Origin of the sequence: Sporichthya brevicatena, assembly GCF_039525035.1 — a bacterium.
GTDB lineage: Bacteria > Actinomycetota > Actinomycetes > Sporichthyales > Sporichthyaceae > Sporichthya > Sporichthya brevicatena.
In genome coordinates, this window is record NZ_BAAAHE010000020.1 from 38,011 (window position 1) to 63,586 (window position 25,576).

Sequence of the window (25,576 nt, forward strand, 5' to 3'; positions counted from 1 at the left end):
CCGCACCTAATGCGGACGCGAGAGACGTGGTCCACCCATCATCCTGGACGCTGCCACGCCTCGAGAGCGTCCGACCGCCGAACCGCTTTCGCCGACCTGCAAAGCAATGAGAACCATTAGAGGCAGGACACCGAACTCGCTGTTAACCGATGACACGGAGAAGGAGTTAGCGAGCGCGAGCGCGAAGATCACGAGACGATCTTTTCGGGCCACGCACGACGTCGCAGCGAGGTACCAGAGCATGACCGCCAAAAATGCGGTGCCGAGCAAGCCCTGATCAAATATAGCCCGCAAGGAGTACATGTGGAGGATGACGGAGTAACAGACCTCATCGCCGCCTTGCAGCGATACCAGGCTGTCGTAACTGCTTAGCGCCTTACAACTGGCATCGGAAAGGGGAGTAAGGGGAGGTGCCCCGAAAAGCCACTCCTGGATGCCCCAGTGGGACGTCTCCCGCTGGAAGAACTGAAAGAATCGAAAGCGATCGACGCTCGCCAATCCGCCCTGACCGGCCCGCTGAGCGAAAATCTCGGTCGCGGCGAACAGCGCACAACCGAGGGCACCCAGGTACAACGGAAAACGCGGGGATCGCGGTTTTAGATACAGGGCCACAAGCAAAATCGCTAGTTCGACGACGCCAGAACGGGACTCGGAGAGGATGGTGATGAGACTGAGGGCCGCGACCCATGCACCGCTGTACTGACCAAGAGCGGGAAAAGCAATATATGTTAGACCGATGAGGGTTAGAAGCTCGAAGTTGTTCTCAGTCCAGATTCCGGGACGATCGCCTCCTGCCGCCACCACTGCGATGTATTTGAGCAGCGTCAGGCCGAGGAGAATTTTGACAGTTCGCGCGAGGCCTTCCCTGGAGAAGCATCTCCGGCCGACGAAGAAGGCGAGGAATAGTAGAAAGAAGTAAGCTTTGTATGCCCGTATGAACTCCGTAGCTGGCGCTGGGTCAGCTTCCAGTGCATACAGGGAGGTCTTGAGAATGAGGTAGGTCGACGTGAGGAGTGAGAAAGTAGCGACGGGGGGGCGAGAAAGCCGGCTTGGTGACAGCAGGCATGCCAAAAGAACTGCGCCGAGAACTCCGTCCATCGCGAGCGGCATCGGTAGTCGGTTGAAGGAGTTGAGCGTCGAGAGCCCGCTCAGTGCGGTGATTACTAGACCCCACCGCAAAATGCGGTCCGCAGAGGTGTCGGCGGACCGGTCTAGCTTGCCGTGCTCCGCTGGTCCGGACCCATGCTGGTGGTGATGCGTAGAGACCCCGGCCGGCTTGAGTGCATGACGCGTCATGATGAGTCCGGGAGTGGTGCGGACGTGGCGTTGGCTGCGCGAGGACGGTTGGGTGGCGAGACAATTCGAGCAGGAACTCCTACTGCCGTCGAGTCGGCGGGCACGTTCCCTAAGACAACTGCGTTCGCGCCAATCCGAGCAGACGGGCCCACCACGACGGCACCGAGGAGGCACGCTCCGGTGCCTATGTACACGCCGTCGCCAATTTCTGGAGCGCCTTGACTGGGACCGCTCACGCCCAGAGTGACGCCATGGTAAATGGTAACGTTCCGACCGATTCGACTGCCAGGATGCACAACAACTCCCCGGCCCCCGTGGGGGAGTCGCAAGCCGGCCTCAATCGCCACTGACCTCGGAATGTCGCATCCGCAGAGTATGCGAAGAAGGGTGTCCGGGATAACGCTCAGTGCTGATGGCAGGGACCGAGAGAGTCGCAACAAGATTACGGCGACGCGGCCAAAGTTGTCGGTCGCCTTCGACAGATCGTCTTTGAGATCCATTCGCTTCCGACTCTCCTTTCCGGCCGTTGTCGGCGCCGACCGAGGCCAATTTTCGCATTGCCAGAATCTGAGCGCTTTCAGGGCCAGTGGTTTCTTGGCGTTTAGCCCACGTCGAGGATTGACGTTAGGCCCCGCTGCGGTCGTACTGATGAAACCGAAGATCGATCAATGTCCTGGCCGTGTCGAGTGCTCCGAGCAAATAGCGCTTCCAAAGACGCCGCGGACTCTGAACCACCCGAAACACCCACTCAAGCCGCAGGTTCTGCAAGAGCTTCGGGGCTCGCCTTTCCTGGCCTGCCAGAAATCCGAACCATCCGCCGCACGTGACGACGAGGGCTCCACCAGGGAAGGCATCTCGCTGCTGAACGCAAAAGACCTGCTCCCGGGGTGAGCCGAGGCCGACAAAAACAATGTCCAAACGCGTTGTGCTCAGGCCCCTCACCGCCGCTTCAAGGTCCTCTCGATAGCCGTCGATCGCGGTCACGACCTGTGCGCCGTACTCCTCAAGGCGCGTCCCCGCAGCTTCGGCCAACCCCGGTGGCCCCCCTACGAGGCCGACGCGGACAGGACGCCCGAGTTCCTCGGCGAGGATCTGGACAAGATCGCATCCTAGGTCTGTGGTCGGTGCGCGCTCGATGTGTTTCGCTCCCGCGGCCTTTGCGCAGAGCACGATGCTGGCGCCGTCGGCGTACACCACATCGGCGCTCCGCATCGCGGCTACGTAGTCGTCGGACTTGCGGTGGCGCAAAGCGCCGACGTGAGCTGCAAAGACTAGGACGGGTTCGGGCGGGGACGAAGCCGCGGCGCTCGCGCGTGCCCGAGCCAGATGCAAGGCGAGCTCTGTTTGTGTCAGGTCAGCGATCGACATCTCGTAGATGTCCACTCGCGGCATTGTCTCGAGATTCCGTCCGGTGTCGGTGCCGGCTTCTTTCGCTGTCATTTGTCACCACCACTCAGATAAGAACGCTTCCGATCGACTCGCCTTTCGATGACGCAGACAACGGCGGCGAGTGCCACATATGTCGCCGAACAAGCTGCCGCAGCGCCTTGTGCGCCGTAGCGCGATGCGAGAAAGGCTGTGAGGATGCCTTCCACGGCAAGGCCCATCATCAGGACCAGCGACGGGGTCCGGCTTTCCCCGAATGCGGAAGCCTCCATGACCCACAGTCTCACAACGACGAAAGCGAGGACGCCGGGGATGAGCCAAAGCATGGCTCGGTAAGAATCGACGTATTCCACGCCGAGTAGAATTTTCACGGCCGCGTAGCCGAACACGCAGGCCCCGAGGGCTAGCGCCGCTGTGACGACAAGACAGTCGCGCCTCGCGGCAGCCCGCGCCATCTTTCGCTCGTCATACGGCTGTCCTACGAGGGAAGGGAAGAGGACGACCGACTTGGCGCTCGCATACATCCATATGCACTCGGCGGCCATCAGGCTTATTGAGTAAATTCCCACCTGGCCCGCGTCCGAAAATATGCCAAGCAGTACCAGGTCCGCTCTGTAGAGAAGCAGCAGCAGCATCGCTGCCGTCCAGGTCTTCAACGTCGACCGGAACAATGCGTCGCGACGCAATCGCTGGCAGACGACTACAGCGGTGACCGTCTCGCGTTGGCGATTCGCGATGGTCCTCACCGCGACGAGGATCGGGAGAGGACTCACGCATGCAGTTACAACAGTGGCGTGCCAGTCACGAGTCCAGATTGCGACTGTCGCAGTTAGCAGGGGCGGGATCGCAGTCCAGAACGTTCGTTCGATCGCGAGCCGCGAGAACAGGCCCTCAGATTGGCGGCGCGCGGCGTGATGCTCCGCGGCGACCTGCGTGCACGCGGCGAGCGCAGCAATCCCAGCGAGACCGACGAGTCCGCTGGCATCAAGATCTGCGAGCCCCGAGTGTCCTAAGAGCCCCACTGTTCCCGCGCCGGCAAGCAGACAGGCCGCTATTAGCGCAAGGCGGACTGCCGTGCCCGCCCCTGCGTAGGGCTGACCGGCGCGGGCGGCTCGCACGATGTATTGGTTCGTACCTAGCAAGCCGCAGTAGGCGCCGATCGCTACAACCACCATCGACGCAGAGACCAAACCGCGGCCCTCGGGACCAAGCACTCGCGCCGTGATGACGGCGCACAAGCTCAAGCTGGCTACTGCCGCTCCCTGCGAAGCCAGGAGCGCGAACTCGGCTCGCCGGTGTCTAGGCAGACGCTCTGACGATGTGACGCTCGGCGATATGCCGAGCGTGGAACCAGACATCGACTAGGCCGTGGGTCGAGTGGAAGCGTCGGGGCGCTTGCCGGTGGTGATGACGACGACCTCGTCCGGAGTTGCTACGGAGGCGGACTGCTGCCCGTTGCGCGATGCCGGGACGAACGGCGTCTCGGCGGGGGCTGGGACCGGAGTCTCGACCCAGTCGACGACGCCGTTCGACGTCATCGCGCCGCCGGCGGCGCGGAGCAAGGTCTCGGCCTCGGAGACGTTGCCGGCCTGCTGGGCCTCGATCGCCTTGCGGGTCCGGGGCGTGCGGAGCTTCCCGGCCTGGACCTTCATCGACGACTGCAGCCCACTCGACACCACGGTGCCGGGAGAGGCGGAGTAGCCGTACTCGTAGTAGTAACCGCCCTTGCCCTTCGAGCGCGGGGCCATCGTGAGGATGACGCCGAAGACGTTCGCCGAGACCCGGTGCAGGGTGTCGGCGGCGGCTCGGACCTGGTCGAGGGTCACCTTGCCGTGGCGCGCGATGAACAGCGCGCCGTGGCACTGCGCGGTGAGCACGGCCGCGTCGGCGACCGGCAGGGTCGGCGGGGCGTCGAAGAGCACGACGTCGTAGTTGCGGCCGAGCTCCTCGAGCACGTCGCCCATCTGGCGCGAGGCCAGCAGCTCGCTCGGGTTCGGCGGCAGCGGGCCGCTGCCGAGGAAGTCGAACAGTCCGTCGCCCCACGGCTGGATCGCCGAGGCCAGCGGGAGCTGACCGGTCAGCACGTTGGTCAGGCCGACGGCGTTGTCCAGGCCGAGCAGGTGTGCGGCTTTGGGCCGGCGCAGGTCCGCCTCGACGAGAGCGACCCGCGCGCCGCCCTGGGCCAGTGCGATCGCGAGGTTCGCACTCGTCGTGGTCTTGCCCTCCGACGGCAGCGAGCTCGTGACCACGATCAGCTTCGCGGTGTTGTCGAGGTCGACGTACTGCAGGTTCGTCCGCAGCTGACGGAAGGACTCGGCGAGACCCGACTGCGGGGCGTCGAAGACGACGAGCGGGTTGGTCTTGATGTCCGGGTCGAACGACGTCGCGCCCATGACCGGGGCTTCGACCAGCGCCGAGAGCGCGTCCGTGGTCTTCATCGAGCGGTCGAGCGTGTGGCGCAGGACGGCCAGGCCGACACCGAGCATCGCGCCGAGCACGATGCCGAGCGCGAAGTCACGCGCGGGCTTCGGCGAGACGGGCGCCTCGGGCAGCGTCGGGGTCTGCACGATCTTCGCGGTGACGGCGGGCGTGCCGCCGGCGACGGGCTTCTCGACCTCGTTCACCAGCGCGACGAACTCGCTCGAGGCGATCTGCGCGATGCGCTGCGCGCGCTGCGGCGACGGGTCGGTGACGGAGATGGTGAGCAGGACGGTGTCCGGGCGGGCGCTCGCGCCGAGCTTGGCGCTGCCGAGCGGAGCGCCGAGTTGCTGCTCGACCTGCTCCTCCATCCGGCGGCCGGTCGCGAGCTCGGTGTAGGACTTGATCTTCTGCTCCGAGAGCAAGCTGCCCTGGTAGGCCTTGGTGACGTCGTCGCCCAGGTCCGTGGTCGCGATGAAGAACGTCGCGCTCGTCGAGTACTGCTCGGTCGCGAGGAAGGCGTGGGCGCCGGCGCCCGTGACGCCGAGGATGAGGCCGAACACCACCAGCAGCCAGCGTTCGCGGAGCACCCGCACGTAGTCCTGGAAGGTCACTGGATCCCCCGTCGTCCGCGGCGGCCGGCTCGGAGACCGGCCAAGCTGTTGCAGGCTAGCGCCGCTGGTGTTGATGTGACAGATGTGACGACAGTGCGTGGTATGTCTGCCACGGTCGCTCCCCTACGACGGTGTGCCTCGAACGCGAAATCCGCCCGATGTGCGCGCAGGACCAACCCTGATCGATCCGGCCGGAACGGGCCATTTCGGCGTCACCCGAACGGCCCAAGATCAAACGGACATACAGCGGAGGGGAACGGACGGAGGTAGCACCTCGTCTCACCGCTCACGCAGACCTATCGTCTGCTGCGGGGACCGGTTTGCCTCTCGGGGCGAGAACCGGACGGAAGATGCGGCGGGGGCCGCGTCTTCAGGGGGGAACGATGACGTACCGGCTCGGCATTGACCTGGGCACGACCTTCACGGCTGCCGCCGTGCTCCGCGCGGGGGGACGCCCGGAGCCGTTGGTGCTGGGGTCACGGTCGGCCGCCGTGCCGTCGGTCGTCTTCCTCGGCCCCGACGGCAAGGTCCTGTTCGGCGAGGCCGCCGAGGACCGCGCCCCGGACGCGCCCGAGCGCATCGCCCGCCACTTCAAGCGCCGCATCGGTGACGAGGTTCCGCTTGTCCTCGGCGCCACCGCCGCCGACCGCGTCGAGTGCTACGCCCACGACCTCGCCGCCGCGATCATCGCCTGGGTCGTCGCCGTCGCCACCGCCCGCGAGGGCGAGCGGCCGGCCGAGATCGCCGTGACCCACCCGGCGTCCTGGACCCGCCGCAAGATCGACCTCCTGCTCGGCGCGCTCGCCGCGCAGAACCTGCCGCCGGTCACCCTGATCACCGAGCCCGAGGCCGTCGCCGTGGGCTACGCCGGCACCGGCCTCATCGCGCACCCCGCGACGCTCGCGGTCTACGACCTCGGCGGCGGCACGCTCGACGTCGCCATCCTCACGACCTCCGACGACGGCCGCTTCACCCGCGTCGGCGCCGCCGCCGGCCTCGACGGGCTCGGCGGCATCGACTTCGACGACGCCGTCCTCAAGCGCGTGCTCGACGCCGTTGACGCGGAGTCCTGGGCCGGCCTCGACGGCTCCGACGTCACGCCCGAGGTCCTGCGCGCACTCGCCCAACTGCGCGCGGCGAGCGTCGCCGCCAAGGAGACGCTGAGTACTCAGCCGACCGCCTCGGTCTCGGTGCTGTTCGACGGCGAGACCGTCACCGTCCCCCTCGAGCGCGAGACCTTCGACAGCCTCATCGCCGACAAGATCGGCCAGTCCGTCGCCTTCTTCGTCGACGCCATCGCCTCCGCCGGCTACGGCGTCGAGAACCTGACGGCAGTCCTGCTCACCGGCGGTTCGGTGCAGATCCCGCTCGTGACGGAGATGCTCGCCGACGACCTGCCCGAGGGCATCACGATCCTGCGCGCGGTCGACCCCAAGGCGATGGTCGCCGCCGGCGCCGTGCTCTCGCTCGCGGCTCCGATGGCCGTCACCGCTCCGGCTCCGCGGCGCGGCTCCGACCTCGCGGTCGCGCAGGCTCGGGCCTTCTTCGACTCCCGGACCGCGGCGGCCTCGATTCCGGCCGCCCGTAGCGGTGGGTCCGAGGACACGCCCGTCGCGGCGGCTGCGGTCCCGGCGGCCGCGGTGGCGGCCGGTGGCCCGCCCGCGACCCCGCCCCTGATCCCGGCCGCTCCGAGCCCGTCGCTCGACGACGCCCCGGCGCCGCAGAAGGTCCCGACCCCGCGGACGCCCGAGACGATGCCGGACGAGACCGTCCCGATCGTTCCGGCCCCGCGCCGGCGCCTGCTCACCTGGCCCCGCGCCGCGGCCGCCACGGTCGTCGCGGCGGCGGTTCTCGTGGGCGGTGGCTTCTGGCTCCGGGCCGAGAGTCCGACCGTCCCGCCGGCCGCCCCGACGTCGACGAGCGACTCCCTCGGCACGTCGACCGCCCCGGACGACAAGCCGGCCAAGGCCGCGAAGCCGAAGAAGCCGAAGGCGACCGCGTCCAACGACACGCCCTGACGGGTCGTCAAGTTCACCCGATCGGCGTAATCGCGCTACGAAGAAGTCCGGGCCCCGTGGGGGCCCGGACTTGGTCGTTCGTGGGTGGATTTGTCGGCCGGTGGATCAGCGGCAGGCCTTCTTCTTGCCGATGAACAGGTCGGTCAGGACGGTCAGCTTCGAGGACTTCCCCCGCACGACGAGGGTGGCACCGCACTTGTACTTGCGCGGGATCGTGACCTTGCTGGAGAAGCCGCCCTTGCCGTTCGCCTTGAACGACTTGAGCGTGTCCCGCTGCTTGCCCTGACGGAGCTTGACGACGATCTGCTCGCGTGCCTTGAACTTGGTCGCCTTGAGCGTGATGGTGGCCCCCCGCCCGGGGTTGGGCTTGGAGACGGTCACCGTCGGCTGGGGTGTGTAGGGGGCGGGTACTGCCTCCGCGGGCGCGGCACCCACCGTCCCCAGGCCGATGGCCGTGGCGGTCGCGATTGCGCAGACGCTCTTCGTCCAGTTCATGTGTGCCCCCTTGTAGGCGCACCACGGGCGCGTGGTGCGCCGGATCTGTTGGTGCTGGACCGTAGGGCAAGATCGAATAGCTGAGCAACGGATGCACGGGTGAGGCACGGGGGTCGGAAGGTGCGGAGATCGGCACGCCGATTGCGGCGACGACACCCGCGTCGCTGGCGCGCGTTGCAGCTGGCTGTGGTCGGCGCCGTGGTCCTCGGCGTCCTCGGCGTCGTGTGGCTCGGCGTCACCGCGATGATGGCGCGCAGCGAGCTGAACAAGGTCCGCGCCGGCGCCCCGCAACTGCGCGCGCAACTGCTCGCGGCCGACATCCCGTCCGCCACCGCGTCCGCTGATCTGATTGCACGTCAGGCTACGCGTTCCCACAAGTTGACGAGTGGTCCCGCGTGGGCGGTGATCAGTCGCATCCCGGTCCTCGGCGACCCGTTCGAGACGGCGCGCGGCATCACCGGCGTCGCGAACGAACTCGGCCGCAACGCGCTGCCGGAACTGGTCGAGGCGGGCACGACGATCGACCCGTCCGCGCTCCGCGGAGCGGACGGCCGCATCGACATCGCAGCCCTGCAGCGCATCACCCCGGCCCTTGACTCCGCGGCGGCCTCCATCGACCGCGCGATCGCGCGAACCGAGCGGCTTCCCGCCTCGACGTACCTGCCGGCCGTCGACGACGCCCGCGTCGACCTCCTCGACGAGCTGCGCCCGTTGGCCCATATGGCTGAAGCTTCGCAGCAGGCTGCGCAGCTGCTGCCGCCGATGCTCGGGTCCACCAAGCCGCAGACGTACTTCCTCGGCTTCCAGAACAACGCCGAGGCCCGGGGGACCGGCGGCCTGCCCGGCGCGTTCGCGATCGTCAAGGCGTCGAAGGGGAAGATCGACTTCGTCGGGTTCCACAACGACGACGAGCTGAGGGGCGTCACCGCCAAGGTTCGGTTCGACTCCGAGTACGAGGAGCTCTACCGCAACGCGGCCACGAAGACGCTGTTCCTCAACAGCAACCTGTCGCCGCACTTCCCTTACGCCGCGGCGATCTGGGCCGACATGTGGCGCCAGCACTCCGGCCAGCGCGTGGACGGCGCGATTGCCGTCGACCCCGAGGTGCTCAGCTACCTGCTCGCCGTCACCGGGCCGGCGAAGCTGCGCGACGGGACGCAACTGAGCGCCGCCAACGTCGTCGAGCTGACCCAGAGCACGGCCTACAACCGCTTCGCCGACGACAACGCCGCGCGCAAGCGGTTCCTGATCGAGATCGCGGCCGCCGCGGCCGACAAGGTGATCGGGTCGGTCGACGACCCCGTCGAGCTCGCGCGTGCCCTCGCCCGCGCCGCGGACGAGCGCCGGCTGCTCGTGTGGAGCGCGAACAAGGACCTGCAGACGCTCATCGAGAAGACCGAGCTCTCCGGCGCCGTCCCCGTGACGAACGCGCCCTACGTCGGGCTGACGATCATCAACGAGGGCGGCAACAAGCTCGACTACTACCTCGACCGCGCGCTCACCTGGCAGCGCGGCGCCTGTGGGGAGGACCGTCCGGTCACCGCGACCGTCCGCCTCACCAACACCGCCCCGGACGGGCTCTCGCCCTACGTGACGTCGCGTTCGGACGACCCGGGCTACCCGATCAAGCCCGGTGACCACCGGGTGACGATCTTCTACGCCGCGACCTCGGGTGCGGTGCTCACCTCGGCGACGCTCGACGGCAAGCCCGCCGGCGTCTCCGCCGGCAAGGAGCGCGGCCACCCGGTCTTCATCGTCGACGTCGAGCTGCCCCGCGGGAAGCCGCGCACGGTCGTCCTGAACATCGACGAACCCCACCGCGCGGGGGAGCCCATCGTCTTCCGCCAGCCCCTGGTCCGCGACCTCGCCCTGGACGTCCGCGACACCCCCTGCTGAGTCCCCGCCTGCACTGGAGATGACATCTCCACTCGGATTCGCCGTTTTCCTTGGAGATGTCATCTCCAAGGAAAGGGGTTCACGTTTCGGGGCTGGGGGCGGACGCGCGGGCGCCCCCTCCGCCGAGAGATCGTCCCGACGGAGGGGGTGGCTGTAGCGGCAGCCGCCGCGGGCCTGACGGCGGGTCAGGCCGCGGGGCTCAGTAGCGGTACGACTTGCGTCGGCGGGCGAGGAAGCCCGCACCCGCGACGACGGCCAGGCCGGCGGCCGCGGCGGTCGCGACGGCGGGGGAGGACGTGCCCGACCCCGTCGACGGGGCGGCGAGCAGCGTCGGCTCGAGCGTCCGCTCGGTGGCGGTCTGCGCCCCGCACAGGTTGAGGCCACCGATGAGCATGCTCGACGTCGCCACCGAGCCCGACTCACGTCCCGTGGCCGTGAGCGTCTGCTCGCACAGGACGTTCTTCGGCAGCATGACGACGCCGGTCGCCGTGCCGTCCGACTTCGCCTGGAGGGTGCCGAGCGGCAGGTCCATGCCGTTCAGGGTGATGTCGATGAGCTCACCGGTCGCGAAGTTCAGGACCGTGACCGTGATGGAGCCGCCGAGGATCGGGTTGAACAGATTGATCTGCAGCAGCGGGTCCGGCGTGTACGGCGCAGCCGTCGCCGGGGCCGCAGCCGGGATCGCGAGCGCGGTGGCGCTGCACACTCCGGCGAGAACGGCGCGTGTGGTCGTGCGCATGGCGGAATGCCCCTTCGCAATGGGCCCGCGTTGTCCGCCTTGGGCCCCCGTGCGGCGGACGTTAGTGAGGGCCGGAGTACGCGCGCGTTTCCTCACGCTCTTCCGGGCCCGACGAGATAAACCGTTTCGTCACGGGATGTCCGGGTTGTCCAGCCAGTTCGGAAGCACAACCCGTGATCGAAAGATCACCGAAACGGACTAACCCTCTTTTGTCGGTCGCGCCGAATCTGTCGGGACGTCAGGTGTTGCGGCGTCCTCGCGTGCACAGGAAGCCGACCCCGCCGGTGACGGTCAGGCCGAGCAGCAGGGCCGCGGCGACCTGGCCGGGGGCGTCCTGGGTCAGCGTCGCGCTGTGGGCGACGTTGCCCCATCCGGTGTGACCCTCGCCGACGTTGCCGCTGCCGGTGTTGTCCTCACCGAGGTTGCCCTCGCCGGTGTTGCCCTCGCCGGTGTTGCCCTCGCCGATGTTCCCGTTGCCGGTGTTGCCCTCGCCGATGTTCCCGCTGCCCGAGTTGCCGGAGCCGAGGTTGCCGCCCGGGTTCGAGCTGCAGCCGTCCCGGCCACCGATGACGATCTGCGTGGACGCGACGAATCCCGACGTCAGGCCCGTCGCGACGATCTCGTGCAGGCAGTGCGCCGACCACGGCAGCTGCACGCGCTTGCTGGCCTCGCCGTCCTCGTCGGTCTTGAGCGAGCCGAGCGGGACCGGGTCCGAGTGCAGTTCCAGTTCGACGGTCTCGGAGGGGGCGAAGCCGAACAGGTCGACCCACACGATGCCGCCGATGGGCGGGTTGTAGGGACCGACCACGACCTCGGGGTCGTCGGTGTACGGGTGGGCCGCTGCGGTCGCGGCGCCGGCCAGGGTCAGGGTCGCCGCGGCCACGAGAGCGGCGAACGCGGTGCGCGTCGGTGACACGGGGCCTCCCTCGGGGGCTCGGGGCTGCGATGTCCGCTTTGCCCGGGTGGCGCGGGACGCTAGTTGATCAGCGAGGCGGGTGTGACTGGCTCCCCTGCGCGGTTCTGTCCGGGTATGTCCGGATTCCGACGCTTGTGGTGAGCCCTGAGGCATCCGACGGTCTGTGACCAGAAATCACCGGAATGGCCGAATGCTGACCGATGGTTCTGATGAGGCGTCAGGAGCTCTGGGAGGCGACGGCCCTATTCGTCCGCCCGCTGACGTTGTGGCCCCACCTTTGCGATCTGTGCGCCCTGATTTGGGCGATCACGCCGGAATCGCGTGCTTACCTCGAACGGCCGGGATCAGCCCGGCCTCGGGAGGGAGTGCGCAGTGCCGTTCACGGTCAGCCACGTGGCCGTCGTGCTGCCGCTGACGCGGACGCCACTGCCGGCGTCGGCGCTCGTGATCGGGTCGATGGTGCCGGACCTGCCGGTCCACCTCGCGCACCGGCCGACGGAGATCACCCACTCCTGGAGCGGACTGGTCGGCCAGGACCTCGCGATGGGTCTCGCCGGCTGGGCGCTCTGGCACGGGCTGCTCGCGGCGCCCGTCCTCGCGGGGGCGCCGGCGGCCGTGCGGGCCCGCGCGGCCGGGGTCCGGATGGGGCTGGGCAACCGGCTCCGGGACGTCCGGGAGCTCGGCCTCGTCGTCGTCGCGCTGCTGCTCGGCTCTGCGCTGCACGTGCTGCTCGACTCGTTCACCCACGTCGACCGGTGGGGCACCTCGCTGGTCCCGGCCCTGAACGAGACCTACGCCGGGCACGCCGGCTACTCCTGGCTGCAGTACGGCGGCAGTGTGCTCGGGCTCGCCGTCGTCGGCGCGGTGCTGCTGCGCGCGTGGCGCGGTCCCGGCCAGTCCTGGACGCTCGTCATCGCCAGCGCCGCCACCGTCGGCGGGCTGCTCGGCCTGCACGGCGCGGTCAGCTCCGGCGACCTGCGGACGATCGCGTACTACGCGGTCACCCGGGCGTCGGCGGCGCTGCTCGCGACCGTCCTGGTCCTCGCGGCGGCCTGGCACCTCCGGCGGGCACTACTGCCGCCGGACCGCGTCTCGGCTTAGGAGCCGGCCGCCGAACTACTTCGCCGCGCGCGGGGCCGAAGCGACCTTCATGTCCTTCACCGGCTGGTCGGTGATGGCCGGGGTCGCGGGGTTCCACGCCGTCGCGCCGACGAAGATCGCCGCCGTCAGGGCCGTGAGCGCCAGCGAACGGCGGACGCTGACGAGCGAGCGCCAGGTCCAGCCGGCCTGCAGGGCCTCGAGCTCGACGTCGTCGACCGCGGAGAAGAGCTGGTCCTCGAGCGCCGGGCGCGGCGGGGGCAGGGTCTCCGCGCTGCGGACCGGGGCGGGGGCGTCCTCGACGAGGAGCGCCTCGACCGACCGGACCGCGCGGGCCGGGATCACCGCACGCGGGACCTCGGCGACCATCGCCGCCGGGGCCTCGGACGGCGCCGCCGGACGCGGAGCGACGGGCGTCGCGACCGCGATCCCCTCGAGCCCGACCACCTCGGGGCGACGGGCACCCCGGCGGGGACGGATCGGCTTGCTGCTCGGGCCGGTCGGCGTCGGGAGCGGGATCGCCGGGGCCGCGGGGGCCTCGGCGACCGGTGCCTCCGGGGCAGCCGCGACCGCCTGAGCGGCAGCCTTGGGCTTGCGAGCAGCGGTCTTCACGACCTGCTTCGCGGCGGCGAGCACCGGCGCCGGGGCGGCGGGCGAGGCCTCACCGAGCGCGAGGACCGCACCCGCGGCGACCGCGGTGGCGGGGGTGGCGGGGGTGGCCCCACCGGCGCGGACCACCGGGCGCTGGAACTGACGCGAGACCAGCTGGGTCACGAGCGGGATCCGGGCCGAGCCGCCGATCGTCAGGACGGCGGCGAGGTCCGCCGCCGCGACGCCGGCATTCTCCAGCACGGAGTCGAGGACGTCGACGGTCGCCTCGAGCGGGCCGGCGATCAGGCCTTCGAGCTCGGACCGGGTCAGGCGCACCGAGCCGGCGATGCCGGGCAGGGCGACCTTCACGGTCACGGCGGTTTCGGTGGACAGCTTCTCCTTGGCCGCGACGCACGAGGCGCGCAGGGTGGACAGGGCGGCGCCGGTCTCGGCGTCCTCGGCGTCGAGGGCGGCGAAGGCGGTCTGCTGATCCGGCGTCAGGCCCGAGACGACGTGCGCGAGGACGAGGTCGTCGAAGTCCGCGCCGCCGAAGTCGGCGAGCTCGGCGGGCCGGCCGAGGACGGACCAGGTCTGCCCCGCCTCGTCGAGCTGGACGACCGCGGCGTCGAACGTGCGGCCGCCGAGGTCGTAGATCGCGAGCTTCGTGCCGGGCGCGTAGGCCGCGTCCTGCGCACCCAGCGCGGCGGCGGCGACGGGCTCGGCGACGAGGGTCGCGTTCGCGACGCCGGCCTCGGCGAGGGCGGCGGCGAAGAGCTCACGCTTGTGCGGGCCCCAGGTGGCGGGGTGCGTCACGGCGACGGCGTCGGGCGCACGGCCCTCCTGCACGCTCGCCTGGTCGACGACCCATGCGACGAGGTCCGCGGCGACGCGGTGCGCGGCGGAGGCCGCCCCGACGGCCGGGATCATCGGCGTCTCGTCGCCGATCCGGCGCACGAACCCGCGCAGGACACGCTCGGACTCCGCGGCGGCGACATCCGCCACGGCGTGGCCGTAAAGACGGGCTCCGTCCGTGCCGATGTAGACCACGGACGGCACCACCGCGGAGTCAGCGCCGAGGGAGGAGCCGCCGGCTCCACCGTCCCGCGCGATCGTCGCGGCCGTATATGACGTTCCCAGGTCCACGCCCAGTCGGTAACCCACTTGTCAGCCCCCCCAGCTGTCCCCCTGCTACCCCTTAGAGGGGACCACGGCCCGTTTGGTTGCCTGTCGGGGTTTGCTGAATGGAGACCGTGCGTATTCGCACACCGCCGGGATCGCTGCTGAAAGCGCCGGCCTGAGCCGTTGCGGCCAATTGTGGCGGAATGTCCGTTTGTTTCCCGGAGGGCGCCGAATTGGCACCCTGACCGGACGGAAAGCTCGTTACCGAGAGTCACCCGAACGGGGGAACTTGCCTTTGGGCGGTTAGTTCCCGGCTTCGTCCGATTTGCCGACCCCATATTGCCGACAGGCCTCCGACCAGCGGCTTTGCGCGTTCTTGACAAGGGTTATCGCCGATGGTGGCCTGTCACCCGCGAACCCCCTAATCGCCGATTGGGGGGTGTCGTGAGAGCCCCTAAGGTCCAAGCCGAGCATTGGGGAACAGGCCCGATGGACGGCTCCAGTGAATTTCTAACGTGATCAGAAGAACCGGTCCGGTGTGGATCGGTCACGCTGACAAATTGGTGGGGGAGCCGGCATGGCAACACCTTCGTTGCTCGAATGGATCATGGATCTGCTGCGCGACAACGACGCGCGCACCGCCTTCAGTCGGAACCCGGAGGCCGCGCTGACGGCTGCCGGCTTCTCGGCCCGCTGCGGCGCTGAGGTCCAGCAGGCGCGTCTCGCGCTCGCGGACAACCCGTGCATTCAGGAGGTCAAGGGCGTCACGATCCTGCCGCCCGGTGGCCAGGTCGGCGGCGTGGACCTCGACCCGGACGACGCGGTCGGTCAGATCATCAACATCATCAACAACTACACCTACACCGCCGGCGACATCACCAACACCGGCGACGGTGCGGTGCAGCAGGGTGACGGCAACGTCAACGCCCCGAACAACAGCGGCGTCGTGAACACCGGTGACGGGAACGTCATCAACAACGGCGACCAGAACGGCAACACCGGGACCATCGTCAACGGCGACGGCAACACCGTGAACAACGGTGGCCTCATCGGTGGCGACCTCATCGGTGGCGACCTGATCGGTGGCGACCTGCTCTCCGGCATCCTCAGCCCGGGTGGGGACCTGCTCTCCGGGATCCTGAGCCCCGGCGGGGACCAGAACATCCTCGGCAACCTCGGTCTGCTCAACGGTGGCCTCGTCAACGGCGGCCTGCTGAACGGCGGCGTCGTCAACGGTGGCCTGCTCACCGACCTGATCGACGGTGGCCTCCTCAACGGCGCGCTCAACGGCCTGCTGGCCGGCGGCCTGCTCAACACCGTCGGCACGGGCAACACCGGTGGCCTCACCGGCGTCCTCGGCGGCGACATCCTCGGCAACGTCCTGAACATCGGGAACCTGCTCAGCCCCGGTGGTTCCGTGAGCGGCGGCGGCATGGACGGCCTCGGCGCCCTCGGCATCGGCGACACCGCCAACGGTCCGGGGAACGACAACAACTCGCTCATCGGCGGCGTCGCGCTCGACGGCGTCCTCGGCAACGTCCTCAGCTCCGGCGGGACGGGCCTCGACCTGGGCGGCGTGCTCAACGGCGCCGGCCTGCTCAACGGCAACGCTGTTCTCTCGGGTCTGCTCAGCGGCACCCTGAACGGCACCCTGAACGGCACCAACGTCGTCGCGCCGCTGCTGAACGGTCTCGACGTCGGCCTGCTCAACGAGGTCAGCCCGAACGTCTTCGCCCCGCTGCTCAACGGTGCGCTCACCGGTCTCCTCGGTGGCGCGGACGTCGACGCGGACGTGGTCGGCGGCATCCTCAACGGCCTCGACGGTGGCGTCCTCAACGGCCTCCTCGGCGAGGGCGTCGGCGGGATCGGCGACATCAGCGTCCTGTCCGGCCTGCTCAACGGCGTCGGCCTGGCCGCTGCGAACGGCGTCACCGCGCCGGTCCTGAACGGCGCGCTGAACGGCGTCGCCAACGGCATCCTGAGCCCGGAGATCCTCACCGGCGTCCTCGCGGGCGTCGGCACCGGCGACATCGGCGTCGACCTGCTGAGCGGTCTGCTCGGTGGCGACAACGACGTCCTGTCGAACCTGATCACCGGCGACACCGCGCTGCTGTCCGGCCTGCTCGCGGGTGTGGGCGTCGGCGACATCGGCGTCGACCTGCTGAGCAACCTCGTCGGCGACGTCGCCAACGGTGCGCTCAGCCCGGTCATCATCCCGACGCTGCTGAACGGCATCACCGCCGGGATGATCGACACCGACATCCTGACCGGTCTGCTCTCGGGCAACGTCGTCTCGCCGGCGCTGCTCAACGGTGTCCTCAGCGGCATCACCTCCGGCGTGTTCACCGGCGACGTCCTGTCGGACCTCATCACCGGTGACACCGCCGTCCTCAGCGGCATCACCGCGGGTCTGCTGCAGGGCATCACCACCGGCGACCTGGGCGTCAACCTGATTCCGCAGCTGCTCAACGGCATCAGCCCGACGCTGCTCAACGGCATCGGTGTGGGTGCGTTGAACGACGTGCTCGGCGGTGGCGTCAACGTCGTGCCGGCGCTGCTCAGCGGCATCACGACCGGAGACCTGGGCCTGCTCAACGGCCTGCTGGTCGGCGTCGCCAACGGCGACAACGCGATCCTGAGCGGTCTGTTCAACGGCGTCGCCAACGGCGTCCTGAACCCGCAGATCGTGACCGGCCTGCTCACCGGCGACCTCGCCATCGTCCCGGCCCTGCTCAACGGCGTCTCCGGCGGCGACATCGGCGTGGGCCTGCTGAACGACCTCGTCGGCGGGATCGCCGCCGGCGACATCGGCGTCAACCTGCTCCCGGCCGTGGTCAACGGCGTCCTCGGCGGCGACAACGACCTGCTGAACGGGATCCTGGGCGGCGACATCATCGGCGACATCACCTCGGGCGACATCACTGACGTTCTGTCAGGGATCAACGTCCAGGGCGTCACGGCGGCCATCGCGCCGGCCGTGACGATCGTCCCGACGCTCATCGGTGGCCTCGCCACCGGCGACATCTCGCCGGCGATCCTGACCGACCTGATCGGCAGCATCACCACCGGTGCGGTCGGGGCCGAGCTGCTGACCGACCTGGTCGACCTGGCCACCGGCAACATCGCGCCGGACATCCTGACCGACGTGGTCGGCGGCATCACCGGCAACGTGATCTCGCCCGAGATCGTGACGACGCTCCTGAGCGGCATCGTCGGCAACGCGATCGCCCCGTCGATCCTGACGGACCTGATCGGCGACGTCACCACCGGCGCCGTCTCGCCGGAGGTCGTGACGACCCTGCTCAACGGCATCGTCGGCAACACGATCTCGCCGACGCTCGTCACCGGGCTGCTCAACGGCGTCACCGCGGGCCTGTTCGACACGGATGTCCTGACCGACCTCGTCGGTGGCCTCACCACCGGCGACATCACGCCGGAGATCCTGACCGACCTGCTCAACATCGGCGCCCTCGCGGCGCCGGTGACCGTGGTGCCGGCTCTGCTCAACGGCATCGTCGGCAACACGATCGCGCCGGAGATCCTCACGGACCTGGTCGACGCGGTCGTCGGTGGCACGCTCTCGCCGGAGATCCTGAACAACGTCCTCGGCCCCGTGCTGTCGGACAACGGCGTCTTCGCCGGCCTCGGCGACGTGCTGTCGAACAACGGCCTCGTCCTCGGTGCGCTGACCGGGACGCTGGCGAGCATCGACCCGACCACCACGGTCGGCGACCTGCTCACCGGCAACATGCTCGGCGAGCTGCTCTCGGGCAACACCCTGGGCGACCTGCTGTCCGGCAACACGATCGACTCGATCACGGCCGCCCTGGGCGACCTCGACGTGACCACGACGGTGTCGGAGCTCCTCACCGGCGACCTGCTCGAGAACGTGCTCTCCGGCAACAACCTGCCGGTGGTCGCGAACGTGATGCCGATCGTCTCGACGGTGCTCCCGGCCGTCAGCACCGCGCTGGGCGTCCTCAACCCGGAGACGACCGTGGGCAACCTGCTCTCGGACAACCTCCTGGGCGACGTGCTCTCGGGCGATCTGCTGTCGGGCAACTTCCTCGGCCCGATCCTGGCCAACGTCGCTCCGCTCACCACGGTCGGCGACCTGCTCGGCGGTGACCTGCTCAGCGACCTGGTCGACGGTGGCCTGCTCACCGGTGACCTGCTGAGCAACGTCACCACGACGCTTCAGGCGCTCAACCCGACCGTGCTGGTCGAGGACCTGCTCAACGGGTCGCTGCTCGACGGCGCGACGGACCTGCTCGACCTGGACGCCGGTGTCAGCGACCTGCTGAACGGCACCGCGATCGGCGACATCCTCAACGGGAACGTCATCCCGGTCGCGGCGATCCTGCCGGCGATCAGCGCGGCGCTGACCACGCTGAACCCGACCACCACGGTGGGCGACCTGCTCAGCGGTGACCTGCTGCCGAACCTGCTGCAGGGCAACGCGCTCAGCGAGATCCTGACCGGCAACAGCGGTGCGATCACCGACGTCCTCAGCAACACGGGCGCGGTCTCGGACCTGCTCGACGTCAACGCCGGCCCGGTCAGCGCCCTCACCGGCACGATCGCTCCGGTGCTCACCGCGACGACCGGCCTCCTCACCGGCGACAACGGCCTGCTCGCCGGCAACGGTGGCCTGCTCTCCGGGAACGGCGGCCTGCTGTCCGGCAACGGTGGCCTGCTCAACAACCTCCTGGGTGGCAACGGCGGGAACGGCGGCCTGCTCAACGGCCTCCTCCCGAACCAGGGCGGCATCCTCAACGGCGGCGTCGTCGACGCGGTCGTCGGGGAGAACGGCATCGCCAACGGCCTGCTCGGCGGCGACGGTGGCCTCCTCGGCACCGGCGGTGTCGGCGGGATCCTCACCGGTGACGACGGCGTCCTGAACGGTGTCCTCGGTGGCGACAACCTCGTCGGTGGCGTCCTCACCGGTGACGACGGTGTGCTGAACGGTGTCCTCGGTGGGGACGGTGCCCTCGGCAACGTCCTCGGCGGTGAGAACAGCGTCGTCGGCGGCATCCTCAACAGCGAGGACGGCCTGCTGAACAACGTGGTCGGGGACACCAGCCTCGTCAGCGAGGTCCTCGGTGGGGACGGTGCCCTCGGCAACGTCCTCGGCGGCGACAACAGCGTCGTGGGCGGCATCCTCGGTGGGGAGAACAACGTCCTCACCGGCGACAACGGCCTGCTGAACACGACGGTCGACGCGCTCACCGGCGACCAGGGCGTCCTGAACAACGTCGTCGGCGACGTCGACCTGCTCGACGACGTCACCGCGACCGTGGACAACATCACCGCGACGGTGACGGACACGATCCTGTAGTCCAGCAACACCTCCGGCGGCCCCACCCTCCTCGCGAGGGTGGGGCCGTCGGCGTTTCCACCCCCGCAACGTCAGCGGGATCGCGCCTCATAGCGCTCGATCCCGCTGACGTTGTGAGGGTTGCGAGACTTGTCCACAGGGGGAGTGGCGGACACAGGAAGATCCCCCACGATGCGGGGCCATGTCCCACACCCGCGCGGACCGGATCGCCCGACGGGCTGCCATCGAGGCGGTCGCGAGCCGGCAGGGAAATCTCATCGGGCGTCGGCAGCTCTATGCCCTCGGCGTGACGCGCAGCGAGGTGCGCGCGGAGATCGTCGCCCGGCGATGGCGACGGCGCGGCTGTCAGTGCATCCAGGTCGGGGACGCCGGCGACGCGACTCCCTACTGGCGGGCCGTCCTGGAGGTCGGGCCGACGGCTGTGGTCGACGGCGTCAGCGCACTGATCTTCGCCGGCCTGCGGACGATCAGCTCGGCGGAGATTCACATCGCGGTCCCTCAGGGCGCCTGGTACCGCCGCTGCAAAGGCGTCCGCGTGCACGAGACGCGGCGCTTCCGTGAGGTGGACGTCGTACGCGGCGGCCTCCCGCGCACGGCGCCGGCGACCGCCGCGGTCCACGGTGCGCTGTGGGCGCGTACCGACAACGAGGCGGCGCTGTTCGTCATCGCCTCCGTGCAGCAGGGTCTCGTCGCGGTGCCGCAGCTCGTCGACGCCGTCGCTCTCATCAAGCGCGACAAGCGCCGCAAGCTGCTCAAGGGCTTGCTGATCGACGTCAGCGACGGCATCGAGTCGATCGACGAACGCGCGTTCGCGAAGGTGTGCCGGGACCGCGGGATTCCCAAACCGGATCGTCAGGTGGTGGCCCGACTTCCGTCGGGGCGCGTCCGCTACGACAACTACTGGGGCGACGTTCTCGTCGTCGAGATCCATGGCGCCCAGCACCTCGACGTCGCGATGACGACGCGGGACATGCTCAAGCTGAACGCCGCCTCGATGGACGGTCGCGCCGTCATCCAGATCCCCAACTTCGCGATCCGGACGAACCCGGATCCGTTCCTCGACCAGATCGAGTCCGTCCTCGCCGCCAGGGCTTACAAACCCCCGCAACGTCAGCGAAAGCGCGCGTCATAGCGCTCGATCCCGCTGACGTTGCGAGGGGGACCGGGGGCCCTAGTGCGATCTTCACGTCCCCCTAGTGATCACGAGGCGCACCCGCCAAATCCCCGATGGAACAAGGGCTTCGCTCCGTGATCGTGAAGTGCAGACGCGGTGACCGACACCCACCGCGCACTACGGGGAGGTTCTACCGGCATGTCCATCTTCGACGGGATTCCTGGCTTCCGCATCGGCCTCGGGGCCGGTGACGCGGACGAGGAGTACGAGTTCGAGTTCGGCCTCGGCGACGAGCCCGGCGCCGACGCCCTCCGCCTCGGCACGCCCATGCTGGGTGACGCCACTGGATTCCTCCGGGCCGGCATCGCGATCGCGAACCCGCTCAGCGGGGGCTTCGGTGACCTGCCGAACCTCAACGACGTCCTGCCCACGATCCCGGACCTGGCGGGCGTTATCCCTGCCATCCCGGCGCTGCCGGACATCTCGCCGGAGATCCTCAACGACCTCGCGGTGACGGTGACCGACCTCGTGGGTGACGTCAACGTCCTCCCGAACCTGACCGAGCTCCCCGCGCTGCCGGACGTCACCGCGGTGCTGGGTGTGGTCGCGAACATCCTGCCGGGGCTGAGCCTGCCGGTGCTGCCGGGCGAGCCGAACCCGGGGACCCCGGGTCTGCCCGACCTCGGTGGACTGGTCGCGGTGCTGCCGGCGCTGGGCGAGATCGTCCCCGCGCTGACCGAGCTCCTGCCGGCGCTGCCGGGGATCGTCCCGGCCCTGCCCGAGCTGCTGCCCGCGCTGGGTGAGATCGTGCCGGACCTGCCCGCACTGCCGGACATGACCGCCGCCCTGGACGTGGTCACGAACATCCTGCCGGGCCTGGTCCTGCCGGGTCTGCCCGGACTGCCGGGCCTGCCGACCCCGGGGGCCCCGGGCCTGCCCGAGCTGGGTGACCTGCTCTCCGTGCTTCCGACGGTCACTCAGATCATCCCCGCGCTGGGTGAGATCGTCCCTGGCCTCCCGGCGCTGCCGGCGCTCCCGGCCCTGCCCGACATCACCGCCGCCCTGGACGTCGTCACCAACATCCTCCCGGGCCTGGTCCTCCCCGCCCTGCCGTCGCTGCCGTCGCTGCCGGTGCTGCCGGGCGAGCCGAACCCGGGAACCCCGGGCCTGCCCGAGCTCGGTGACCTGTTCGCGGTGCTGCCGGCGCTGGGCGAGATCGTCCCCGCGCTGACGGAGATCCTGCCGGCGCTCGGCGAGATCGTCCCGGACCTTCCGGCGCTGCCGGACATCACCGCGGCCCTGGACGTGGTCGCCAACATCCTGCCGGGTCTGGCACTGCCGGGCCTGCCGGCGCCGGGGGCGCCGGGTCTGCCGGAGCTGGGTGACCTGCTCTCCGTGCTTCCGACGCTGACGCAGATCGTCCCGGCCCTGGGCGAGATCCTCCCCAGCCTCCCGGCCGCGCCGGCGCTGCCGGACATCTCCGCAGCGCTGGACGTGGTCGCGAACATCCTCCCGGGCCTGGCGCTGCCGGGTCTGCCGACCCCGGGGCTGCCCGGGCTGCCGGACACCACGCCGCTCCAGCAGGTGATCGGGACGACCTTCAACGCGGCCGGGGGCTTCGTGGCGACGACCGCCGCGGCGGCCGAGTCCCTGATCGAGACCACCTTCGCCTCGGCGGGGGAGTTCGTCGACCACGTGCCGGCGGTGACCGACGTCGTGGGTGACCCCACGTCAGTTCTCGGCATCGTCGACGGTGTTCTCGGGCTGATCCAGCTGCCGAACCCCAACCCCGGCCCGCTGCCGCCCGACCCGAACCCGCTGCCGGGCCTGCCCGGGCTGCCGATCCCGGCGCTCGGCGACGTCCTGAACCTGCTGCCGCAGCTGAACCTGCCGCTGCCGGTTCCGGGTGGCCCCGTGCCGCTGCCGATGCCGCTCCCCGAACTGCCGCTGCCCCCGGAGATCGCGGGGATCGTCGACGGCACCCTCACCGCGACGTCGACCCTCGTCGCGGGTCTCGTGGAGACCGTCGAGATCGCCGGCGCCGAGGCGACCACCGCTGTGGCCGGGACCGGGGCTGCGGCGACCGCCGCGGTCGGCGAGCTCGGTGACGACCTCACCAGCAAGCTGCTCGGCACGAACACGATGGTCAGCGACGTTCTGACGCAAACTCAGACGACGGTCAGCACCATCGTCCCGCTCCACGACCTCGACCACCCGCAGGCTTTTGTCCAGAACACGCTGGCGAACCTCGGGCTGGCCGAGCCCGTCTTCACCACCCAGTCCACTGGTCTGACCGAGCCCGTCGAGGAGCTGCTGCCGGTGACCTCCGGCGTACTCGACACCGTGAGCGGCCTCGGCCTGCTCTGAGTCAGACCCCTCGGGGACCGGTCCGCCGGCCCCCGAGGTCAGGGCCGCCCGTGCGGCCGAAAGGGCCCCGTCCACTCCCCCCACCTGGACGGGGCCCTTTCCTGTGCCCGCGAGGGCACGTGCGAATTTCATAGCGGAAAGGTCCACCTTTCCTTTCGGACAGGGTGGATGAGGACCGTCACGGCCCCGAATTGGGAATGTCACTGCGCGGCCCTAGTGAGGCCGTCACATCTCCCTAATGACAGCAAGATCCGTTAGGTGCCGACCCCGATTGGATCTTGCGCTCGCATCCCTACTTTCGATTCAGGGACGCAACGGCCCCACCAACCACCGCTGCGTCGCCAGTGAGAACGACGTCTGCTCTGCATTTACGGGGCGATTCGGTCATCACGCTCGACCTGATCGACACAGAGATCTGACACCTGCGCGGGACCCCTTCCCCGCCGTAACTGGAGGCACCCACCCATGGCTTTTCCTGAGGACATTCTCGCGCCGGTCGACGGTGTCGTGGACACCGCGATCGGTCTGACCGGTCTGACGGCCACGGTGCCGGCTCTGGCCCTGCTGACCGAGCTGTCGGCCCTTGGTCAGGTGACCGACGTCTTCGACACCGTGAAGGACACGCTGCAGTCCGTCGGTTCGCTGGCGTCCGGCATCACTGCCGCGACCTCTCCGACCGGCCCCCTGGGTGCGGTCAACACCGCGGTGACGGGCGTCTACAACGCCGCGACCACCACGCTCGCCACCGGCCCGCTGAACGCGGCCGTCACGTCGGTCGTCACGGCTGCGAACCAGCTGCCGGTCGACCAGATCACCAGCGCGGTCGAGGGTGCTCTCGGCACCGCGGGGATCGCCACCGCGCTCGTTCCGACGGTCACTGGGCTCGTCGGCGGCATCGTGCCGGTCCCCGGCGTGGACGGGATCGTCGGTGGCGTCACCGGTGCGCTGGGCGTCACCGGGGCTCTCCCCGACGTCTTCGACGCCGTCAACGACCTGCACCAGACCGTGACCAACACGCAGGCCGGCCTCCTCAGCCCGCTCACCGGCGGTCTGCTCTCCACCGTTGGCCCGCTGGCCACCATCGGCGCCGTTGCGACGGCGGTCCGGACCGCCGTGAACCCGGCCAACACCCTCGCCGAGGTCGGCGCCCTGGTGAACGCGGTGCACGCGGTCACCAACACGACGGCCGAGCTGGCCACGGTGAACGCGCTGGTCAACTCGCTCTCCTCGACGTCGCTGAGCGCGCTGAACCCGATCGTGCCCGGCACGACGCTCGGCTTCGTGAACCAGGTCGTCGGCGCCACCACCGACGTCGTCGACCCGGTCCTCGGTGTCGTCACCGGGGCGACCGGGGCCAGCGACGGCCTGCTCGGCGGCCTCGGTGGCCTGCCCGGCACCGAGCTGCTCGACACGCTGCCCCTCAACGACCTGCTCGGCGGCGTCCTCGGCAGCAACGGCGACCTGCTCGGCGGGATCCTCGGGCCGGAGGGCCTGGTCGGTGGCCTGCTGAACGGCGGCGTCCTCGGCGGCGAGGGTGACCTGCTCGGCGGGATCCTCGGGCCGGAGGGCCTGGTCGGTGGCCTGCTCGGCGGTGTCACCGGCGGCGAGGGTGACCTGCTCGGCGGGATCCTCGGGCCGGAGGGCCTGGTCGGTGGCCTGCTCGGTGGCGTGACCGGCGGCGAGGGTGACCTGCTCGGTGGCCTGCTCGGTGGCGTCACCGGTGGCTCGGCGAGCCCGCTCGACGGTGTTCTCGGTGAGGACGGCGTCGTCGGTGGCCTGCTCGGCGGTGTCACGGGCGGTTCGGCGAGCCCGCTCGACGGTCTTCTCGGTGAGGACGGCGTCGTCGGTGGCCTGCTCGGCGGTGTCACGGGCGGTTCGGCGAGCCCGCTCGACGCTGTTCTCGGTGAGAACGGCATCGTCGGTGGTCTGCTCGGTGGCGTCACCGGCGGCACGGAGAACGGTGGCCTGCTGGCCCCGGTCACCGGCCTGCTCGGCGGCGTGACCGGCGGCACCGAGGGCGCGGACCCGCTGGCCCCGGTCAACGACATCCTGGGCGGCCTCACGGGCGGCACCGAGGGCTCCGACCCGGTCGGCGGCCTCCTGGGTGGCGTGCTCGGCGGCGAGAACGGCGGCCTCCTCGGCGGCCTCCTCGGCGGCGCTGCCTGATAGGT

General features: G+C 69.7%; 16 protein-coding genes. 7 read left to right on the forward strand and 9 right to left on the reverse strand.

Going from position 1 to position 25,576, the window contains the following annotated elements; genetic code table 11:
• Positions 1-6 precede the first annotated feature (6 nt).
• The 5 genes from ABD401_RS12955 to ABD401_RS12970 form a co-directional block, all read right to left on the reverse strand.
• Complete coding sequence (locus ABD401_RS12955; protein ID WP_344605306.1) at positions 7-1,110, reverse strand: hypothetical protein; 1,104 nt, start codon at positions 1,108-1,110, stop codon at positions 7-9.
• Positions 1,111-1,292: 182 nt separating this feature from the next.
• The gene (locus ABD401_RS25105) at positions 1,293-1,796 is read right to left on the reverse strand and encodes a serine O-acetyltransferase (RefSeq protein ID WP_425566132.1); all 504 of its coding nucleotides are present in this window, start codon (positions 1,794-1,796) and stop codon (positions 1,293-1,295) included.
• Between the two features lie 124 nt (positions 1,797-1,920).
• Positions 1,921-2,679, reverse strand: a complete 759-nt coding sequence (locus ABD401_RS12960) for a WecB/TagA/CpsF family glycosyltransferase (protein WP_344605308.1) — start codon at positions 2,677-2,679, stop codon at positions 1,921-1,923.
• Between the two features lie 53 nt (positions 2,680-2,732).
• The gene (locus ABD401_RS12965) at positions 2,733-4,040 is read right to left on the reverse strand and encodes a lipopolysaccharide biosynthesis protein (RefSeq protein ID WP_344605310.1); all 1,308 of its coding nucleotides are present in this window, start codon (positions 4,038-4,040) and stop codon (positions 2,733-2,735) included.
• A 3-nt stretch (positions 4,041-4,043) separates the two neighbouring features.
• The gene (locus ABD401_RS12970) at positions 4,044-5,714 is read right to left on the reverse strand and encodes a tyrosine-protein kinase domain-containing protein (protein ID WP_344605312.1); all 1,671 of its coding nucleotides are present in this window, start codon (positions 5,712-5,714) and stop codon (positions 4,044-4,046) included.
• Positions 5,715-6,097: 383 nt separating this feature from the next.
• On the opposite strand from ABD401_RS12970, the gene ABD401_RS12975 reads away from it, so the two are divergent.
• The gene (locus tag ABD401_RS12975; protein ID WP_344605314.1) at positions 6,098-7,732 is read left to right on the forward strand and encodes an Hsp70 family protein; all 1,635 of its coding nucleotides are present in this window, start codon (positions 6,098-6,100) and stop codon (positions 7,730-7,732) included.
• 105 nt (positions 7,733-7,837) lie between these two features.
• On the opposite strand, the gene ABD401_RS12980 is transcribed toward ABD401_RS12975, so the two are convergent.
• Positions 7,838-8,227 (reverse strand): hypothetical protein, encoded by a 390-nt coding sequence (locus ABD401_RS12980; protein ID WP_344605316.1) that lies wholly within the window; start codon positions 8,225-8,227, stop codon positions 7,838-7,840.
• A gap of 174 nt (positions 8,228-8,401) precedes the next feature.
• On the opposite strand from ABD401_RS12980, the gene ABD401_RS12985 reads away from it, so the two are divergent.
• On the forward strand, positions 8,402-10,123 hold the full coding sequence (locus tag ABD401_RS12985; RefSeq protein WP_344605318.1) for a DUF4012 domain-containing protein: 1,722 nt from the start codon (positions 8,402-8,404) through the stop codon (positions 10,121-10,123).
• A gap of 199 nt (positions 10,124-10,322) precedes the next feature.
• Here ABD401_RS12985 and ABD401_RS12990 read toward each other — a convergent pair whose 3' ends face one another.
• Entirely contained in the window at positions 10,323-10,862 is a 540-nt protein-coding gene (locus ABD401_RS12990) for a hypothetical protein (protein ID WP_344605320.1), read from the reverse strand.
• Between the two features lie 238 nt (positions 10,863-11,100).
• A complete protein-coding gene (locus ABD401_RS12995; protein WP_344605322.1) occupies positions 11,101-11,778 on the reverse strand; it encodes a pentapeptide repeat-containing protein in 678 nt (225 codons plus the stop codon).
• A 372-nt stretch (positions 11,779-12,150) separates the two neighbouring features.
• Here ABD401_RS12995 and ABD401_RS13000 point away from each other — a divergent pair, with 372 nt between their 5' ends.
• Entirely contained in the window at positions 12,151-12,879 is a 729-nt protein-coding gene (locus tag ABD401_RS13000; protein ID WP_344605323.1) for a DUF4184 family protein, read from the forward strand.
• A 15-nt stretch (positions 12,880-12,894) separates the two neighbouring features.
• Here ABD401_RS13000 and ABD401_RS13005 read toward each other — a convergent pair whose 3' ends face one another.
• On the reverse strand, positions 12,895-14,610 hold the full coding sequence (locus ABD401_RS13005; protein ID WP_344605325.1) for an Hsp70 family protein: 1,716 nt from the start codon (positions 14,608-14,610) through the stop codon (positions 12,895-12,897).
• A 553-nt stretch (positions 14,611-15,163) separates the two neighbouring features.
• Here ABD401_RS13005 and ABD401_RS13010 point away from each other — a divergent pair.
• The 4 genes from ABD401_RS13010 to ABD401_RS13025 all read left to right on the forward strand — a co-directional run bounded on the left by ABD401_RS13010 (position 15,164) and on the right by ABD401_RS13025 (position 25,571).
• Positions 15,164-19,924, forward strand: a complete 4,761-nt coding sequence (locus tag ABD401_RS13010; RefSeq protein ID WP_344605327.1) for an IniB N-terminal domain-containing protein — start codon at positions 15,164-15,166, stop codon at positions 19,922-19,924.
• 181 nt (positions 19,925-20,105) lie between these two features.
• Positions 20,106-21,056, forward strand: a complete 951-nt coding sequence (locus ABD401_RS13015; protein ID WP_344605329.1) for a hypothetical protein — start codon at positions 20,106-20,108, stop codon at positions 21,054-21,056.
• A 180-nt stretch (positions 21,057-21,236) separates the two neighbouring features.
• Positions 21,237-23,405 carry a hypothetical protein gene (locus ABD401_RS13020; protein WP_344605331.1) on the forward strand — a complete coding sequence of 723 codons (2,169 nt, stop codon included), beginning with the start codon at positions 21,237-21,239 and terminating at the stop codon, positions 23,403-23,405.
• A 465-nt stretch (positions 23,406-23,870) separates the two neighbouring features.
• The gene (locus tag ABD401_RS13025; RefSeq protein WP_344605333.1) at positions 23,871-25,571 is read left to right on the forward strand and encodes a hypothetical protein; all 1,701 of its coding nucleotides are present in this window, start codon (positions 23,871-23,873) and stop codon (positions 25,569-25,571) included.
• Positions 25,572-25,576: the final 5 nt, after the last annotated feature.